The sequence below is a fragment of the Sphingobium sp. L-44 genome (genome assembly GCF_056859495.1).
Genome location: NZ_JBSXOQ010000072.1, coordinates 1 through 15,593, shown reverse-complemented (window position 1 = coordinate 15,593; position 15,593 = coordinate 1). Strand labels below are relative to the sequence as shown.

General features: G+C 62.1%; 18 protein-coding genes. All 18 read left to right on the top strand.

What is annotated here, in order from left to right:
* The first annotated feature begins 17 nt into the window (after positions 1-17).
* Entirely contained in the window at positions 18-473 is a 456-nt protein-coding gene (locus tag AC13EK_RS07395) for a hypothetical protein (RefSeq protein ID WP_483022129.1), read from the top strand.
* Positions 449-2,212, top strand: a complete 1,764-nt coding sequence (locus tag AC13EK_RS07390; RefSeq protein ID WP_483022128.1) for a terminase large subunit — start codon at positions 449-451, stop codon at positions 2,210-2,212. Before AC13EK_RS07395 ends, AC13EK_RS07390 begins: the two co-directional genes overlap by 25 nt.
* The gene (locus tag AC13EK_RS07385) at positions 2,209-3,483 is read left to right on the top strand and encodes a phage portal protein (RefSeq protein WP_483022127.1); all 1,275 of its coding nucleotides are present in this window, start codon (positions 2,209-2,211) and stop codon (positions 3,481-3,483) included. Before AC13EK_RS07390 ends, AC13EK_RS07385 begins: the two co-directional genes overlap by 4 nt.
* Positions 3,484-3,485: 2 nt before the next feature.
* The gene (locus AC13EK_RS07380) at positions 3,486-4,151 is read left to right on the top strand and encodes an HK97 family phage prohead protease (protein ID WP_483022126.1); all 666 of its coding nucleotides are present in this window, start codon (positions 3,486-3,488) and stop codon (positions 4,149-4,151) included.
* A 24-nt stretch (positions 4,152-4,175) separates the two neighbouring features.
* Positions 4,176-5,483: a phage major capsid protein gene (locus AC13EK_RS07375; RefSeq protein ID WP_483022125.1), complete on the top strand. Its 1,308-nt coding sequence runs from the start codon at positions 4,176-4,178 to the stop codon at positions 5,481-5,483.
* 57 nt (positions 5,484-5,540) lie between these two features.
* Positions 5,541-5,948, top strand: a complete 408-nt coding sequence (locus AC13EK_RS07370; protein ID WP_483022124.1) for a hypothetical protein — start codon at positions 5,541-5,543, stop codon at positions 5,946-5,948.
* On the top strand, positions 5,948-6,547 hold the full coding sequence (locus tag AC13EK_RS07365; RefSeq protein WP_483022123.1) for a head-tail connector protein: 600 nt from the start codon (positions 5,948-5,950) through the stop codon (positions 6,545-6,547). The genes AC13EK_RS07370 and AC13EK_RS07365 overlap by 1 nt, the downstream gene beginning before the upstream one ends.
* A complete protein-coding gene (locus tag AC13EK_RS07360; protein WP_483022122.1) occupies positions 6,547-6,879 on the top strand; it encodes a phage head completion protein in 333 nt (110 codons plus the stop codon). The genes AC13EK_RS07365 and AC13EK_RS07360 overlap by 1 nt, the downstream gene beginning before the upstream one ends.
* Positions 6,879-7,304, top strand: a complete 426-nt coding sequence (locus AC13EK_RS07355) for an HK97-gp10 family putative phage morphogenesis protein (RefSeq protein WP_483022121.1) — start codon at positions 6,879-6,881, stop codon at positions 7,302-7,304. The genes AC13EK_RS07360 and AC13EK_RS07355 overlap by 1 nt, the downstream gene beginning before the upstream one ends.
* On the top strand, positions 7,301-7,720 hold the full coding sequence (gene gp17 / locus AC13EK_RS07350; RefSeq protein ID WP_483022120.1) for a tail completion protein gp17: 420 nt from the start codon (positions 7,301-7,303) through the stop codon (positions 7,718-7,720). Before AC13EK_RS07355 ends, gp17 begins: the two co-directional genes overlap by 4 nt.
* 1 nt (position 7,721) lies before the next feature.
* Positions 7,722-8,171 (top strand): phage tail protein, encoded by a 450-nt coding sequence (locus tag AC13EK_RS07345; protein ID WP_483022119.1) that lies wholly within the window; start codon positions 7,722-7,724, stop codon positions 8,169-8,171.
* 5 nt (positions 8,172-8,176) lie between these two features.
* The gene (locus tag AC13EK_RS07340) at positions 8,177-8,581 is read left to right on the top strand and encodes a hypothetical protein (protein WP_483022118.1); all 405 of its coding nucleotides are present in this window, start codon (positions 8,177-8,179) and stop codon (positions 8,579-8,581) included.
* Between the two features lie 47 nt (positions 8,582-8,628).
* Positions 8,629-8,841, top strand: a complete 213-nt coding sequence (locus AC13EK_RS07335; RefSeq protein ID WP_048937779.1) for a hypothetical protein — start codon at positions 8,629-8,631, stop codon at positions 8,839-8,841.
* 14 nt (positions 8,842-8,855) lie between these two features.
* Entirely contained in the window at positions 8,856-11,678 is a 2,823-nt protein-coding gene (locus tag AC13EK_RS07330) for a phage tail tape measure protein (RefSeq protein WP_483022117.1), read from the top strand.
* On the top strand, positions 11,678-12,280 hold the full coding sequence (locus AC13EK_RS07325; protein ID WP_483022116.1) for a hypothetical protein: 603 nt from the start codon (positions 11,678-11,680) through the stop codon (positions 12,278-12,280). The genes AC13EK_RS07330 and AC13EK_RS07325 overlap by 1 nt, the downstream gene beginning before the upstream one ends.
* Positions 12,281-12,300: 20 nt before the next feature.
* Positions 12,301-12,945 (top strand): hypothetical protein, encoded by a 645-nt coding sequence (locus AC13EK_RS07320; RefSeq protein WP_483022115.1) that lies wholly within the window; start codon positions 12,301-12,303, stop codon positions 12,943-12,945.
* Positions 12,942-13,364 (top strand): DUF6950 family protein, encoded by a 423-nt coding sequence (locus tag AC13EK_RS07315; protein WP_483022114.1) that lies wholly within the window; start codon positions 12,942-12,944, stop codon positions 13,362-13,364. The genes AC13EK_RS07320 and AC13EK_RS07315 overlap by 4 nt, the downstream gene beginning before the upstream one ends.
* Positions 13,364-15,593 (top strand): phage tail protein (locus AC13EK_RS07310; protein ID WP_483022113.1); only part of this gene is annotated, 2,230 nt, incomplete at its 3' end. The genes AC13EK_RS07315 and AC13EK_RS07310, both read left to right, overlap by 1 nt.

Below are 15,593 nucleotides of genomic sequence, written 5' to 3'. Positions count from 1 at the left end.
CATTCGGAGATTTTTTTGTGTCGGAGTGGGATTTTGACCTTCTTGGCGATCCGATCCCGCCGGGTCATGGTCGCCGTGGCCGCCCCGCCCATATTCCGACCGACGAAAATCGTAGGAAAGTCATGATTTTAGCTGCGTTCGATAAGAACGAAGAGCAGATCGCGGCGGCGCTCTCGATCACTCCGCCGACTTTACGCAAACATTATTTTCGTGAGCTGCGTTCGCGGCTTGAAGCGCGCCAGAGGCTGGAGGGCAAGTTGCTCTCGGCACTTGTGAAGGAGGTCGATGCCGGAAACGTCTCGGCCGTCGACAAATTGTTCAAACGGCTTGATCGCCATGATCTGGCCACGGGAACGGCGATCAGGCCAGCGCGGGACGCCAAGCCCCCAAAGAAAGGCAAGAAGGAGGCGGCGATCGAGAACGCCCACAGTGCGCATGAGGGAAGCCAGTGGGCGAACCTGCTGCGGCACTGAGCTGGAATTTTGCCTGCCCTGATTGGGTGGAACGGCTGAAGGCGGGGAAATCCCTGCTGCCGCCGCTGCCGTTGAACGATAACGAGGCCAATCGGGCCGTCGCGATCTTCAACAATCTGAGATTGCCCGACGTGCCTGGTCAGCCTCTGATGGCTGATGCGGCAGGTGAATGGGGCCGTGATATCGTGCGGGCCATCTTCGGTTCCATGGTCGATGGCGAGCGCCAGGTGCGCGAGGTCATGGCTTTGGTCCCCAAGAAAAATGCCAAGACTACCAATGGCGCCGCGATCGGCGTCACTGCCCTGCTCATGAACGAGCGGCCCCGCGCGGAATTCGTGCTGGTAGGACCGACGCAGGAAATCGCGGACACTGCCTTCCAGCAGGCGTCCGGCATGATCGACGCCGACCCGTATCTGAAGCAGCGTTTTCATGTGCAGGAGCACATCAAGACGATCTATGACCGGGTTCTGAAGGCCAAGCTGAAGATCAAGACCTTCGACATGAAGGTCGCCACTGGCTCCAAGCCGGTGATGGTGCTGATCGACGAGCTTCACTTGATGGGGTCGATTAGCTTCGCGTCGCGCGTGATCGGCCAGCTGCGGGGCGGCATGATTGCCAACCCCGAAGCTTTCTTGGTCATCATCACGACGCAGAGTGACGAGGCTCCAGCAGGGGCCTTCAAAACCGAATTGGATTATGCCCGCGGGGTCCGCGACGGTCGGATCGCTAATGCAAGAATGCTGCCGCTCCTCTACGAATTTCCGGAGAAGATGCAGACCGACCAGGCCAAGCCTTGGCAAGATCCAAGACACTGGCACATGGTGCTCCCGAACTTGGGTAGGTCCATCAATATCGCCCGGTTGGTGGAAGAGTATCAGGCCGCGGTCGACAAGGGGCCGGAGGAAGAGCGCCGCTGGGCCTCCCAGCATCTGAATATCCAGATCGGCCTAGCGCTCCATACCGACCGCTGGCGCGGATCTGATTATTGGGAGCGCGCCAGCGAACCCGGCCTGACATTGGCCAGCCTACTGGCCCGCTGCGAAGTTGCGGTGGTCGGAGTAGACGGAGGCGGCCTTGATGATCTCTATGGTCTGTGCGTCGCCGGCAGAGAACGAGAGACTAAGCGTTGGCTCTATTGGTTCAAGGGCTGGGTTTACGCGGAAGTCTTGAGCCTGCGCCCGGAGATTGCGCCGCGTTTGCTTGATTTTGAGAAGGATGGTGACCTTGTCATCATCGGCCATAACGGTGGCCCACCTCTCGACGATGATTTGGACGATGATACGCCGCCGCCGGAATTGCTTGGCGACGAACAGGATGTCCGCGAGATCGTCGCGATCATTCAGCAGGTGAAAGACAGCGGGTTGCTGCCGGAGAAGGGTGCGATTGGTCTAGATCCCGAAGGTGTCGGCGCACTGGTAGATGCCTTGGCCGAGATCGGCCTGGTGCATCCGCAGGTCGTCGGTGTCACCCAAGGTTATCGTCTGGCATCGGCTGTCTGGTCACTCGAACGGAAATTGAAACACCGCATGGCGCTCCATTCCGGCGCGCCAATCATCAACTGGTGCGTCGGGAACGCCAAGGCCGAGCAAAGGGGCAATGCTGTGATCATCACCAAGCAAGCCGCCGGTAAGGCAAAAATCGACCTGTTCATCGCAGGACTGAACGCAACGAAGCTGCTGGAAGCAAACCCTACCGGCGGCATGAACGTCGATGACTGGATTGCGAGCTATTCGGCATGACGGGTTACAAGCTATCCGCACGGGCAGCCGCCGCTGAACAGCGCTGGCGTGCGCCAACGGAGCGAAAGGATGTGCAGTTTGGCCGTCGGTCGGTACTTCAGGTTGGCGCCCAGGATGGCGATAATTTCAGGACCAACCGCATCACTGTCGCGGAATATAACGATGCCGGGGCGGCACATGGCGTTCTCGGCTTAGCGACGACCTGGGCCTGCGTAAATTTCATTGCCGGGACGATCGCCTCGCTGCCCTTGACGGTCTATCGCAAAGGTCCGGGCGGCGTGCCGGTCGAAGCGACTGATCATCATCTCTATCGGCTTTTGCATAATCGTCCGAATTTCGATCAGTCGGCCTTCGACTTTTGGGAATATCTGGCGGCATCGATCGAACTGCACGGCAATGCATATGCCGAGATAAGCTTTGGGTCAGGTGGCCGGATCGTCGCGCTGACGCCTGTGCGTCCCGACATCATGTCGGTCAGCAGGCTCGCCTCAGGGGATATCGAGTATCGCTGGACGGATAATGGCCGTCCCCGTGAAGTGACCCAAGCGGCCATGCTGCACATCCGCGGCTTTGGCGGTTCGCCGTTGGGTGGTCTGTCGCCACTTTCTGTTTGCCGCCGCTCATTCGCATCGGCATCGTCCGTCGAGAGCGCGGCCGCCAAGATCTTCAGCAATGGTGTGCTGTCGAGCGGTGTTCTGACGAAGGATGGTGCGCCCCTCACCAAGGAACAGCGCATTGAGCTGGAGGCGCTTCTCCAAGAAAAATATATTGGCGCAGTCAATGCGGGACGTCCGATGCTTCTTGACGGTGGCTTGTCCTGGCAGGCGCTGTCGATCGATCCCGGCGACGCCGAGATGCTGGAGAGCCGCAAGTTCGGCGTAGAAGAAATATGCCGGATCTTCGACGTGCCGCCCCACCTGGTCGGGCACACGGAAGGCAATACGCAGCTGGGCAGCAGCATCAAGGAACAGACGCAGGGCTTCATCAAGTTCAAGATGCGCAAGCGGCTGAAGCGGATCGAATCTGCGGTGGAGATGCAACTCCTCACTCGTGCGGACATCGAAGCCGGCGTTTCGATCGAATTTAACATCGAAGGCTTTCTGCGCGGCGATAGCCAAGGGCGCGCTGAATTCTACGACAAGATGAAGCCCTTCATGACAATCAATCAGGTGCGTGCGCTGGAAGGTTGGGAGCCTGTGCCCGGCGGCGACCAGATTTACCGACAGATGCAGGATGAGCCCTTGGGCCAGAAACCAGCGGCGAAGGAATAGCCATGGACTATATCGATTTCCCGCTCGACGTGAAGGATGTGAGCGAAGACGGCGCCATCGAAGGACTTGCTGCCGCCTACAACAATGTCGATTTTGGCGGTGACATCATTCTGCCGGGCGCCTTCACCAAGACGCTGAAGGGCCGCAAATCTCTACCCATGCTGATGTATCACGATCAGCGCATCCCGGTCGGCGTCTGGACCGAGTTCTCAGATTCTCAGCGCGGCTTGTCGATGAAGGGCCGGATCGTCACCAGCACTGCCGCTGGCCAGGAAGCCTTGGCTCTGGCACGCGAAGGCGCCCTATCAGGCCTATCCATCGGCTATCGTTCGATCAAAGAGCGCTTCACCGATAAAGCCCGCGAGCTGATCGAGGTCGGATTGCACGAGGTCTCTCTTGTGGCGATCCCGATGAACGAAAAGACCCAGATCACACGGGTCAAGGAAATCGAAGATTTGCGAGCGCGCCTGGCGGCCGGGGACCGGCTAACCGAGCGCGAATGGGAAAGTCTGCTCAAGAAGGGCTTCGACCTTTCCAACTCGGAGGCTGAGCGCGCCGTGCGTATCAACCTCAAGGGTCAGGGGGAGCCTGACAGCACGGCAGATCCGATCGCGGCGTTCTGGGCAGCAATGCGCGCAGCGCCGATTGAAGACCTCACGGGCGAATAGGCCCCAATTCCAAGGAATTCCAAGATGAAGAAGATGATGTTCACGGGCGCAGCCCGTGGCGCGGTTGCGCTTGCCCTGATCGGCGCCCTGACCGCCAATGAACGCCGCATGGGTCGCCTGCTGCGCGACCCCACCGGCCACCCCAATGGCAAGTCGATGGCCGAACTGGCCGCCGAAACCAAGGCAGCTTTCGAAAAGAAGCATGACGAGGTGAAGGCTATCGCCGAACAGGCGCTGTCCGAAGCCAAGGAAGGAAAGACACTTTCCGGCACCGTCAAGGAACTTGCGGATCAGGCCATCACCGGCATGAATGAAGCCAAGTCGCGGATGGACGATCTCGAACAGAAGATGGCGCGGCGTACGAGCGATCAGGAAGGGCCCACCACCGCCGGCGAGCGCTTCGTCAATGACGAGGGCTTCAAGTCCTTCGCCGGCCAGACCCGTCCCCGTGGGCGCCAGATCGTCGAGGTGAAGGATATTTCGTCCCTCACGACCGACGCGGCCGGCAGTGTGGGCGCCCTGATCCAGCCCGATCGCGCGGCACCAGTGATGCTGCCCCAGCGCCGTATGACCGTCCGCGCGCTTCTGGCGCAGGGTAACACCTCGTCGGGCAGCATCGAATATGAACGCGAGAAGCTGTTCACCAACAGTGCCGCGCCCGTTGCCGAAGGTGCCGCAAAGCCGCAGTCGGAGCTTCAGTTCGAAGATGCAACCGCGACTGTCCGCACCATCGCGCATTGGATGCGTGCATCCGTCCAGGTCCTGGCGGATGCCCCTGCGCTGAGCTCAATCATCGATCAGCGGCTTCGTTTCGGCCTTTCTTATGTCGAGGAAACCCAGTTGCTCAATGGTTCCGGCACCGGCCAGAACCTCCCCGGCCTAGTCACCAATGCTACGGCATATGAAGCCGCCGGCGGCCTCACGGCCACGACGCCGCTCGACATCGTTCGCCTAATGATCCTTCAGGTTGCCCTGGCGGAATATCCGGCTAACGGCATCGTCATGAACCCGATCGACATGGCGGCGATCGAGATGCTGAAGGATGGCGAAGGTCGCTATATCATCGGCAACCCGCAGGGCACGATCGACAAGCGCCTGTGGGGCCTGCCGGTGGTCGAAACGCAGGCCATGGCCGTCGACAAGGCGCTGGTTGGCGCGTTCAACCTGGGCGCGCAAATCTTCGACCGGCAGGATGCCACCGTCGAAGTTTCGACCGAAGACGGCGACAACTTCACCAAGAACAAGGTCACCATCCGCGCGGAAGAGCGGCTGGCGCTGGCGATCTATCGCCCGCAGGCCTTCGTCTACGGCGACCTCGGCCGCGTCGCCTGATGAGCTTGGGCGGGGCTTCGGTCCCGCCTTTACCTGCCACGAGACATGGAGGCTGTTATGCCCGATATTGAAACAACGCTGCTCAAGCCGCTCGACGGTGACCCGATTGGCGCGACGCGCACTTTCTCCCAGACTGACTACAATACCCTTGTGGCTTGCGGTGCCGTTTCGAATGTTGCCGCTGCGGTTCTCAAGCCCATCGAAGGCATGAGCCGGGCAGAATTGGAAACGGCTGCGATCGAGGTCGTGCGTTCCGAAATGGCCGGCGCGAGCGACGACGACCTGCGCACGATGATCCAGCGCGCTCGCGACAAGGCGGCTGACGCCACGCCGATCGACAAGATGAAGGTTGATGAACTAAAGGCGCTGGCCGCCAAGGAAGAGATCGACCTGGGCGACGCCACCAAGAAAGATGACATCATCGCCGCGATCGAGCTGGCGCGTGAGCAAAAGCTGAACGTCTGATGCGCGTCATCGTCATCACTCCTCCCGCGCCAATCGTGACGTGGGAGGAGGCTGACCAGCATCTGCGCCTCGATGGCGATGATGAGCAGCGCGAGATGGTTGAGCGGCTGGTTTCCGCTGCGACGCAGCACATCGACGGTCCTGCTGGGTGGCTTGGCCGTGCGCTTGGTCTCCAGACGCTTGAAGCACGGATGGCGGGCTTCTGTGACCAGATCCGCCTGCCCTATCAACCGATCGTGGACATAGTGTCGGTCCATTATCTCGACGGTAGTGGTCAGCCTGTGCTGGTTGATCCCAATTCCTATGAGCTTTTCGGCCGCGATCTCGGCTGCGCTTGGGGTAAGTCATGGCCAACTCCCGGCGCCTATCGCGGTCATGCCGATACCGTGCGTGTCCGTTACCGCGCTGGCTATGCGGTGGACACCGACGCGGATCCGGTTGAACCAAACGTGCCCGGGCCCATCAAGCAGGCGATCCTGCTGATGGTGGGGGATATGTGGCATGCGCGCGCAACGATCGCGACCGGTGCCGCGATGCAGGCAGTGCCGATGTCGATGACAGTGCAGAACCTCCTGTCGCCGTTTCGGGTCTACTTCTGATGTCGCTGGATTCGGGACGCCGGAACAAGAGGATCTTGATCGAACGAGAGATCGAAACTGGCCGAGATGCCCTCAACCAACCCATCGTGGCGTGGGCACTTTACACCAAGGCATCGGCCGACGTAATTTTCGGGAGCGGTTCTGAGCAGCGCGCTGCCGCTCAGACGGATGCGACGCAGGCCGCGACTTTTGAAATCCTGGCGAATAGCAAGACGCGCGCACTTCTCATGACTGACCGCGTCAGATTCCTCGGCGGTCTCTGGGACATTCGGGGCATCGCTCCAATGGGCGATGCTGGTATCAAGATCAATGCTGTTCGGCAGGTGCCCTGATGGCACGCCGCTCGGCTTCGCGCCTGGAGGGGTTCCGGGAGGCGTCGCGCCAGCTCAATGACATGAGCCGCGCCATGGCTCGGAATGTCGGCAAGCGCGCCCTGACCGATACGGCCGAGATCCTTGCGCGGGGCGTGCGGGCGAATGTTGGTCCGCACAACCTGACCGGCGACACCTATGAAAGCGTCGATGTCGAGTCGTCGAAGCAGAAGAAGGGCGTCGCCGTCGAAGTGGTGATGGCCGACATCGCAGGCGTTCAGCTGGAATTCGGCAATAGCGACCAGGCCGCGACGCCGGTTTTCCGGCCAGCGGTCGATAGCAACCGTCAGAAAATGGACGACACCTTTGCCGTCCTGCTGCCGATCGAGATCGACGCCGCGGTAATCCGCAAGGCCAAGCGCGCGGCGCGAAAGGGTGGCGCATGAACTTCCATGAAGGCGTTACCGCCCGGTTGCTCGGCAGCACGCCGGTAACGGACATTGTCGACCAGCGCATCAACTGGGGCATCCGTCCGCAGGGGGAGCCGCTGCCAGCCATGACATTGCAGGTCGTGTCCGATCCGCGCCCAGCGCACCTGAAAGGGCTTGTTGGCGCTCGCTTCACCCGCCTGCAGGGCGACTGCTGGGCTGAAACGCAGCTTCAGGCGCTCGCGCTCGCCAAGGCCCTGATCGACACATTGCAGCCGCCGGCGACCGTGGGTGGCAAGAAATTCGGGAATGCACTGGTCGAAGGCCAGCGCGACCTGGGGGAATCCGTAGGCTCGGGGCAAGCTACCCAGTCCAGCGGCACATATATCCATCGGCAGTCGGTGGATCTTCTTATCTGGCATGTAGGAGATTGAAATGCCCGGTGAAACGCAGGAAGCCACTGTCGGCTACATGGGGGAATTCCACTTCCAGAACGCGACGACGCTGTATGAACTGAACCAGGTCAAGAGCTTCGGCGTGCCCAGCGGCGGCACGCGCGAGCAGACCGAAACGACGCATCTCAAGTCGCCGGGCTGGCGCCGAGAATATGTCAGCACCTTCTATGAAGACAGCGACTTCGAAGTCGTCATGAACACCCGCCCGCTGTCCGACACCGACACGCTGTGCGAAGCGGCACTGAAGGCCGGCGATGTGCGCCCGTTCAAGGCGGTGTTGCCCGAAAACGGCGAGCCGGTCGCGCAGATCACCGGCACCGCGAAGTGCATCGGCTATGATCGCGGCGAAGTTTCGATCGATGGTGTGATGGAGGCCACCGCGACGTTCCGCGTCGTCACCATCGCTGATATCGAAGCCTACGAGGCCTGACGCCCATGGCGAATATCGAGCGCGGGGAGGCATCGTTCGTCCATGACGGCGTTTCCTATCTGATCGTCATGGATATGAACGCCTTCGCCGAGGCCGAGGAAGCCGCCGACATGGAGGTGGAAGATCTGCTCAAGGCGCTGTCGCCCAAGGTCGACGCCAAGGGCAATGTCATCAAAAAGCCCCGGCTGAAGCATCTGGGTGCCATTCTGTTCGGCGGCCTGCGGGCACACCATCCCGGAGTCAGCCATGCCGATGCCATTCGGTTGCTCAATGCACCTGGTGCCGGTGAAGCGATCGGCAAGGCGCTGACGGGAGCAATGCCGAAGCCGGACCCGAGTGCGGAGGGAAAGGCGACGGCAAGCGCTGGGACTGGGATGAAGCGCAAGAAGACTGGGCAGCAGAAGGCCTAGAGCCTGCGGCCTTCTGGAGTCAGACGTTCCGATCCTATGGTGTGATCATGCGTGGCCGCGCGCGCGGTCACCAGGAGCGGATCGTAATCCTTGCCCATCAGATTGAAACGATGGCCCGGAAAAAGACGCTCCGGGAGGTCAAACATTATCTGCCCAAGCCCGGCAATGCGCCCAAGCCCAGCGGGACTTCGGCGATGCTGGCCATGGTTCGCCGGTTCAAGGCGGACCAGGACCAACGCGCAGCCGCGCGACAATCATGAAACTGGAGTGCTGAATGGCAAACGGTCAGGGTAAGGGGGTCGTGCTCGGCTACCTGCGCTATGTGCTGGGCTTTGACAGCCTCGCATTCGAAGAGGGGCTGACGGACGCGGAGAAGCGCCTGAAGGCCGCGCAAAAGTCCATCCAGCGCACCGCTGACGGCTTTAGCGACATCGGCAAGAACCTCTCCAAATATGTCACCCTGCCCGTCGCCGGCGCGGCCGCTGCCGTCCTCAAGATGGGTGGGGACTTCGAAAGCAGCATGAACAAGGTCGCCATCTCGACGCAGGGCACTGCGGCCGAGATGAAGGCCATGAACGATCTTGCGCTCAAGCTGGGCAAGGATACTGTTTTCGGCGCCAGCGATGCCGCCGACGCCATGGACATGCTGGCCAAGAATGGCCTGAATGCGCGCCAGATCCTGGACGGGGCCACTACCGCAGCAGTGAATCTGGCATCGGCGGCGGGATCGGAACTCGCGCCCGCCGCTGACGCGATCACCGACGTGATGGCCCAGTTCAAGCTGACCACGGATCAACTGCCCAACGCGGTCAATCAGATCACCGGTGCGGTCAATCAGTCGAAGCTCGACTTCACCGATTTTGCGCAGGGCATTGCCCAGGCGGGCGGCGTCGCCGGGAGCGTCGGCGTGTCATTCCAAGATTTCAATGCCGTGCTGGCTGGAACATCCTCGCTATTCGCCAGCGGGTCGGACGCCGGCACCAGCTTCAAGACGTTCCTGCTCGCCCTGCCTGGCAACTCGAAGCCCGCGATCGAGGCGATCAAGCAATATGGCCTCCAATTCTATGATGCGCAGGGGAACCTGCGGTCGATGGCCGAGATTGCCGAAGAGCTGCGCACGAAGCTTGGCGGGTTGAACGACCAAGCCAAGACCGATGTCATGAAGACGATCTTCGGCACCGATGCCATGCGCACGGCCATCGGCCTGATGGATCAGGGCGCCAAGGGCATCGACACGATCAAGGAAAAGATCGCAGAGACCGATGCCGCTGCGCAGTCGGCCCAGCGCCTCAAGGGCTTCAATGGCCAGATGGAGCAGCTGAAAGGCGCGGTAGAAACCCTGTCGATCGCCATCGCCCAATCCGGCTTCCTGGAATGGGCGACCCAGCTGGTGACCGCCGTGGGCAATATCGTCGATCGGCTGTCGGAAACGAACCCGGCCATCCTGAAATTCGTGTCCATCGTCGCCGGCGTCGCGGCGATCCTTGGCCCGGTAGCCGTCGCGATCGGCGGCTTCCTGAGCGCGGTTGCGCCGATCGCCGCGATGATTGGCGCAGCCGCGACGGCGGCGGGCGGTTGGGCGGCGGTGATGAGCGCGCTGGTGCCGCCAGTTGCGGCTGTGGCGGCGGTTCTCGCTGCCGGCTGGCTGGCCTGGCAGAACTGGGACAAGGTCGGGCCGCTGCTGTCGGAAGTCGGCGATGCCATTATGGCGGCGATCGGGCCGTCGGCAATCGCCCTGTTCGATGCGCTGAAGGAGGCCGCGACCGCTCTATGGAATAGCGGCTTTGTCGACGCCATCGGTGCCGTGCTGACGGAAATCGGCAAGTTTGCGTCGCTGGTCGCCAGCGTCATTGGCGCCGAACTGCCCGGCTTCTTCAAGGCCTTTTCCTCGCTGGTCGGCGGCGTGTTCAAGGTTTTTGCCGAAGGGATCCGCGCATGGACGGCGCTCCTATCCGGCGACTTTTCCGGCGCATGGGAGCATGCAAAGGGGGCGGTGGTTGCCGCTGTGCAGGCCATTGGCGGCGTCATCGGGGGGCTTTACGATGCCGCCATGGCGGGGATTGAGCGCCTGGTTGTCGGCATCGGCCAGTGGATGGGCGTGAAGCTCGATGTCATTTGGGGTCGGGCCAAGCAGCAAATTCAGGCGGTCGCCGACAAGTTCAAATGGCTGTGGGATGTGGTTGTGGGCCATTCCTATGTGCCGGACATGGTCGACGCGATCGGCGCCAACATGGCGCGCCTCGATGCCCTGATGGTCGACAAGACGGACAAGGCGACCAAGAAAACCGCCGACAAGTTCCGCGAGATGGCGGCGAAGGTCGGCGGGATCATGGACGATCTGTTTCCCAAGGTCGCCCAGTTGCGCGAGGAAGAGGCGGCGCTGATCGCCCTCCAGAACGACACCACACTGACTGGCGATGCGCGCAAGGCGGCGATCGACAAGCAGACTGGCCGGGTGCTGGATGCGCGTGATGCCGCCCGCGAAGAAACATCGCCTGCGCTGGGCAACATCACGCCCGTCACCGGCATGCTGGATGATGCCTATGCGACATTGGCCAAGGCGGGCGAAGATGCGGCAAAGTCGATCAGGGCCGCCAATGACAATGCCGGCAAATCCTTCGTCGACATGGCGAACACAGCGCTCAACGCCCTGTCCAATCTGGCCAATGCCATCAAGGGTGGTGGTATATTGGATATCCTGTCGAGCGCTTTCAACGCCTTCGGCGCGATCGCTGGCACAGGGGCGTTCGGCAAGAACCTCCAGACGTCCTTCTCCAACTTCACGCCGATATCAGGCTTCCGCGCCAATGGTGGGCCGGTTTCCGCCGGCAGCACCTATGTCGTCGGCGAGCGGGGGCCGGAGCTCTTCACCGCGAAGCGCTCGGGCTATGTCCATGCCAACGGGTCGGAAGCGACTGGCGGCGGCCGTCATGTGACAATGCGCTTCGACCTGCGTAACGCGGTCCTGACACAGGAGCTTCTGGCGCAGATGAATTCCATGGCCGATGGCGCCGCAGTCCGCGGCGCGACCGGTGGGAGTGCGATGGCTCAGGCTGGCGTTGCGCGGCGTGCGCGGCGCAGGATCCCGGGGCGCTAATGGCTGTCATTGATCTGCCCGAATGGGCGGTGCCGAACAACGTGGAGCCGTATCTCCGCGATTTCGGCACGGTGCTGACGCCTTTCCTTGGCGGCCCCGAACAGCGCATAAACCGGTTGGGCACGCGGTTCGGCATCCGCGTCACTTTGCCGCCGATGCAGACCCGCGATCAGTCGCTGATCATCCAGTCTCGCTTGCTTCGGGCGCGTGAAGATCGCTTGCGGATGGAATGGGTTCAGCCTGATTTCGACACCGGCGCACCTGGCTCACCGCTGGTCTCGGCAACTGTCGCATCCGGCACGTCTATACCCCTCAAGGGAATGGCGGCCGGATATACGGTCAAAGAGGGGCAGATGCTGTCCATCGTTAAGGGCGGCCGGCGCTACGTGCATATGTTTGCTGCCGATGGGGCGGTTAACGCTGGCGGCACCCTCACCGCCACCATCTGGCCGATGATCCGTGCCAGCTTGGCCAACAATGATGTCGTAGAGATCGCCAAGCCCATGATCGAAGGACTGGTCTCTCCCGGCGATGAACTGTCCTGGCAGATCGCCGTCGACCGCTTCGCATCCTTTTCCTTCACTATTGCCGAAAGCGCGTAAGCGCCGAGCGAGGTCAGTCCTTGGACGCAACCCTGAAGAATGCGCTGGCCCAGCCAGCGCCGCTGCTCTTTGGCGCCATCAAGATCGCACTGCCGGACTACACGCTGCGCCTGCTCGACGGCTCGGCGGTGCTGCAGATCGGCGGTGAGATCTATTCGGGTCGCGACGACTATTTCGGCACGTTGGGCGGCATGTCCGACCTGTCGGAAGAGATTGGCGACGATAGTCCAGAAGTGACGATCACCCTGATGCCGCCTGACGTGAGCGGCGCGGCAGTGCTCTCGCATCCCAACATGCAAGGTAGCGTCGCAACCATCATGGTCGGGGCGGTCGATGCTGCCACCGGCGCTGTGATCGGCACGCCGGAGATCCTGTTCCTGGGCGAGATCGACGTGCCGACGATTGGCGTCGACGAAAGCGGCGCACGCACGGTCGAGTTCACGATCGTCAGCGTTTTCGAGCGGCTGTTCGAGACCGAAGAGGGCCAGCGCGCCTCCAATGGCTGGCACCAGTCCATCTGGCCCGGCGAACTGGGCCTCGAATTCATGACCGGCACCGACGTCAATCTTTACTGGGGCGTCAAGCCTCCAAAGGGCAGCAGCGTGAAATCTGGCTTTTCGGCGGCGGTGGCTGCCACCCTCAACACGAAGACCCAGAACGTATGACCCCGCTTGAAATCCGCCACACCGCGATCGAGGCAACCATGGCCCGGTTCCGCGGGCGTCCCTTCGCCTGGGGCAAAGTCGACTGCGCCAAGGTCGCCGCCTTCCACCTCAAGAAGATGGGGTTCAAGATCTCGATCAGCAAAGCCGGCAGCTATTCCAGCGCGATCGGCGCCCAACGCGCGATCGGGCGCATGGGCTATGACACGATCCCGGCCCTGCTCGATGGCCTTGGCCTGACGCGCATCCCCTATTCGCGCCTGCTGCTGGGCGATCTTGTCGTTGCCGATGGCCATGACGGGATCGCGGCGATCGGCATCTACGCCAGCAATGGCCATGTGCTGGGCTTCCACGAGGATCATCTTGACCAGGGCCTGGTCGCGGTCGACCTGAAACCCGACTTCGCCTGGAGCGTGCTCTAATGTCGGCCTTCATGCGCAAGGCGGCGTTGGTGGTCGGCGCCGTCGCACTGGTCGCAGCCACCGCCGGCGCCGCAGCACCGCTGCTTGCGCCCGGCATGGCAGGCGCGGCAGGCATCGCTGGTGTTGCATCCGCCGCCACCCTGACCGCGATCGGCACTTATGGCGGCCTAGCCGCCGGCATTCTCACGGCCATCTCCACCGCGACCGCGCCGGGCATGTCGTCGCAGGGCAGCCAAACCAGCTTCACCACGAACCCGCAGTCGGGTCTGCCTTATGCCATGGGCCGGACCCGCATGTCGGGCCTGCGCATTTATGCCAACACCAACACGCGGCCGGGCTATACCAAGTTCAACGATTTGCTGTGGTTTGGCGCGCTGCTCAGCATTGGCGGGGCGATCGGCGGCATCGAGAAGTTTACCGCCGACAATGAGATCGTCACGTTCGATAGCAGCGGCAACGCCATCGGCGACTATCATGATTATCAGGGGCAGAAGATCCATCTGGGCGGCCAGCAGACCAGCGCCCTAGCCTTGTCCCTGGTCGGCGGCTCCGCGCCTGGCTGGACCACCTCGCACAAGCTGTCCGGCATCACGCATGCCATGTGGTGCTTGCGCTACAACAAGCAGGGCGAGATGTATGGCGCAGGGGCGCCGGAACCTGCGTGGATCGGCAACTGGGTCAAGGTCTATGACCCGCGCCTAGACAGCACCTATCCGGGCGGCTCGGGTTCCTGTCGCGCACTGCTGGAATCGACCTATGTCTGGTCGGACAATCCGGGCCTGCATGCGCTGACCTGGGCGCTTGGGCGTTGGCAGAACGGCAAGCGGACCTGCGGCATCGGCGCGCCGGTTGCGAATATCCGCGTCGCCGAGTTCGTGGAATGCGCCAATGTCTGCGAGGCCAATGGCTGGAAGGTCGGCGGCGTCGAATGGACGACGGACAGCAAGTGGGACAGCTTCAAGCGGATCCTGCAGGCCGGCGGTGCTCAGCCCACTCAGACCGGGGCAATGATCGGCTGCCTTGTCTCGACGCCCCGCACGGCGATCGCGACGATCGAGAGCCGGCACCTGCTCGACAGCCTGTCGATCGCCGCGACCAAGAGCCGGCGCGACCGGTTCAACAGCGTCATCCCGCGCTATGTCGATGAGGATAGCGACTGGTCCGTCATCTCCGGTACCGCGATCACGGTCAGTGATTATGTGACCGCCGACAAGGGGCAGCGCACCAAGGAAATCGACTATCCCCTGGTGCAGGTGTTCTCGGGGCAGGTCGCGAAGCAACCGGGCCAGCTCGCGGCATATGACATCGTCAACAGCCGGGAGGCCGGCCCGATCAACTTCACGACCGGTCCGGAATGGATCGGCCTGAAGACCGGCGACGTCGTCCTGCTCAACGTGCCGGAAGAGGGGCTGGTCAATCAGCCAGTGCTCATCACGCGCCGCGCGCCGGATCCTTCGACCGGCAAGGTGTCGTTCTCCGCTGAGACGGAAACCTATTCGAAGCACGCCTATGCGCTCGGCCAAAGCACGACGCCTCCTGCACCGTTCTCGCTGACAGCGCCTGACCTGAAACCGCCGGCGCCAGTGGCGGCAAGCTGGGCGGCTGTTGGGTCCATTACCGGCGAAGGACTGCCCGCCATCGTGGTGACTGGCAATGCCGACATGCCAAGCGCCGACGCCGTCGTTATCGACTATCGCCGCTCCGGCGTTGATGAATGGACGCGCGCGGTCATCGTCTCGGCCAATGATCCGGTGCGGCACGTCATCTCGCCTTTGGAGAGCGCGGCCGCCTATGATGTGAGGGTCGGCTATCGGGTGGGCGAAATCGACGGTGATTTCGTCATTCTCTATGCGGTTACCGGTGAAGGTAAGCTGTCCGGGATCGAGGACGGCGCGACCAATGGCGCGAGCCAGGCGGAAAAGGATAAGCTGGCCCAGCTGGAGCAGGACGCTGCGACAGCCGCAATCAACATCGCGGCCGCGCAAGCACAGATCGCGGCGATTGAAGGTGCCGTGTCGGCCGATCTGGCGGCCATCACTGCGGCTGTTGCCTCGCTTGATGGCGAGATTGATGGCGTCCGCCAGGCGTTCGAGGGTCTGGACGCTTCGGTAACGGGTTCGCTGGCAACGCTTAATCAGGCGGTTGGATCGCTCAATGATGAAGTCGATATCGTCCGTCATTCGATCGACGATCTGAGCGCGTCGGTAACGAGCGATCTTGCTACCATCA

What these genes read in the sequence shown, in the direction of transcription:
- AC13EK_RS07385 (WP_483022127.1), top strand. Translation starts at nt 2,209, where the DNA reads ATGACGGGTTACAAGCTATCCGCACGGGCAGCCGCCGCTGAACAGCGC.
- AC13EK_RS07380 (WP_483022126.1), top strand. Translation starts at nt 3,486, where the DNA reads ATGGACTATATCGATTTCCCGCTCGACGTGAAGGATGTGAGCGAAGAC.
- AC13EK_RS07375 (WP_483022125.1), top strand. Translation starts at nt 4,176, where the DNA reads ATGAAGAAGATGATGTTCACGGGCGCAGCCCGTGGCGCGGTTGCGCTT.
- AC13EK_RS07370 (WP_483022124.1), top strand. Translation starts at nt 5,541, where the DNA reads ATGCCCGATATTGAAACAACGCTGCTCAAGCCGCTCGACGGTGACCCG.
- AC13EK_RS07365 (WP_483022123.1), top strand. Translation starts at nt 5,948, where the DNA reads ATGCGCGTCATCGTCATCACTCCTCCCGCGCCAATCGTGACGTGGGAG.
- AC13EK_RS07360 (WP_483022122.1), top strand. Translation starts at nt 6,547, where the DNA reads ATGTCGCTGGATTCGGGACGCCGGAACAAGAGGATCTTGATCGAACGA.
- AC13EK_RS07355 (WP_483022121.1), top strand. Translation starts at nt 6,879, where the DNA reads ATGGCACGCCGCTCGGCTTCGCGCCTGGAGGGGTTCCGGGAGGCGTCG.
- gp17 (WP_483022120.1), top strand. Translation starts at nt 7,301, where the DNA reads ATGAACTTCCATGAAGGCGTTACCGCCCGGTTGCTCGGCAGCACGCCG.
- AC13EK_RS07345 (WP_483022119.1), top strand. Translation starts at nt 7,722, where the DNA reads ATGCCCGGTGAAACGCAGGAAGCCACTGTCGGCTACATGGGGGAATTC.
- AC13EK_RS07340 (WP_483022118.1), top strand. Translation starts at nt 8,177, where the DNA reads ATGGCGAATATCGAGCGCGGGGAGGCATCGTTCGTCCATGACGGCGTT.
- AC13EK_RS07335 (WP_048937779.1), top strand. Translation starts at nt 8,629, where the DNA reads ATGCGTGGCCGCGCGCGCGGTCACCAGGAGCGGATCGTAATCCTTGCC.
- AC13EK_RS07330 (WP_483022117.1), top strand. Translation starts at nt 8,856, where the DNA reads ATGGCAAACGGTCAGGGTAAGGGGGTCGTGCTCGGCTACCTGCGCTAT.
- AC13EK_RS07325 (WP_483022116.1), top strand. Translation starts at nt 11,678, where the DNA reads ATGGCTGTCATTGATCTGCCCGAATGGGCGGTGCCGAACAACGTGGAG.
- AC13EK_RS07315 (WP_483022114.1), top strand. Translation starts at nt 12,942, where the DNA reads ATGACCCCGCTTGAAATCCGCCACACCGCGATCGAGGCAACCATGGCC.